Here is a 1,493-nt window from a genome sequence, read left to right on the forward strand (position 1 = left end):
TCAGGGCGGATTCAACTGGTTGTCGCAACACCCTGATCGTGAGGGTGTGTGGTGGGACGAGATCCAGAGGAATCAGCGGTGCCGGCGGGTGCGCGTCGACAGTGGCAAGCGGATCGGGCGATCAGACCGAAGCTGCGGTCGCCGGGGCATCCGAAGTACCGCCGGGATGTCGAGTCAGCGTTCTGGGATCAGATAGCGCTGGGATTGCTGGCAGAGGAAGCGGCTCGTGTCATCGGCGTGGCCCCTGCGGTCGCGACGCGCTGGTACCGCCAGCATGGTGGGATGCGCCCGTTCATGCCGCCGACGCCGTCAGGGCGTTACCTCAGCTTCACCGAGCGTGAAGAGATCGCGATTCTTGTCGCGAAAGGTCATGGTGTGCGGCAGATCGCGCGCACGATCGGCCGCGACCCAGGAACGATCTCGCGCGAGTTACGCCGAAACGCCGCGACACGGGGCCTCACGCGTGACTATCGCGCGTCGGTCGCGCAGTGGAAGGCCGACATGGCAGCGCGGCGGCCGAAGGAAGCCAAGCTCGTGGCGAACCCGCGGTTGCGCGAGTACGTTGAGCAACGACTCAGCGGCCACATCGTCGACGAGGACGGAAACGTCGTGGCCGGGCCGCCGGTAGAGAAATGGACGGGCCGTAACAAGCCACGCCGCAAGGACCGGGCGTGGGTGCGCGCGTGGAGCCCGGAGCAGATCAGTAGGCGCCTGCCCCTCGATTTCCCCGATGATGAGTCCATGCGCATCAGCCACGAGGCGATCTATCAATCCCTCTACATCCAAGGCCGAGGAGCGTTGAAACGTGAACTCATCTTGTGCCTGCGCACCGGGCGTGCGCTGCGCGCCCCGCGGGCGCGCGCGCAGCGCACGACGTGGGCGCACGTCACGCCCGAAGCGCTCATCAGTGAACGGCCTGCTGAAGCCGACGACCGTGCAGTGCCGGGCCATTGGGAGGGCGACTTGATCATCGGGCTGGAACGCTCCGCGATCGGCACGCTCGTGGAGCGCACCACCCGCTACACGATGCTCGTTCACCTGCCCCGCGAGGAAGGCTATCGGCACAAGGAATCAGTGAAAAATGGGCCGGCCCTGGCCGGGTACGGCGCGATCACGATGAAGAACGCGTTGTCGACGACGATGACACGTCTGCCGGTGGAGTTGACGCGTTCACTGACGTGGGACCGCGGCAAGGAAATGTCCGCGCACATAGCGTTTCGTGTCGAGACAGGCATCCCGGTGTTCTTCGCCGATCCGCACTCACCGTGGCAGCGCGGCACCAACGAGAACACGAACGGCCTGCTTCGTCAGTACTTCCCCAAGGGCACTGACCTGTCACGCTGGTCGGCACACGAGATCAACGCCGTGGCGCACACGCTGAACACTCGTCCACGCAAGAGCCTGGGGTGGAAGACACCTGCCGAGGCACTGAACGAGCAGCTAAAGTCTCTCCAAGAAGCCGGTGTTGCAACGACCAGTTGAATCCGGTCAGT

The 1,493-nt window shown here is 64.8% G+C and carries 1 protein-coding gene; it reads left to right on the plus strand.

The genetic code is table 11. From position 1 onward, the window contains the following. Nucleotides 1-282: 282 nt before the first annotated feature. The gene (locus QL985_RS12060) at nucleotides 283-1,482 is read left to right on the plus strand and encodes an IS30 family transposase (protein WP_121240541.1); all 1,200 of its coding nucleotides are present in this window, start codon (nucleotides 283-285) and stop codon (nucleotides 1,480-1,482) included. Nucleotides 1,483-1,493: the final 11 nt, after the last annotated feature.

This window comes from Kocuria sp. APC 4018 (assembly GCF_030407675.1).
GTDB classification, from domain to species: domain Bacteria; phylum Actinomycetota; class Actinomycetes; order Actinomycetales; family Micrococcaceae; genus Kocuria; species Kocuria rhizophila.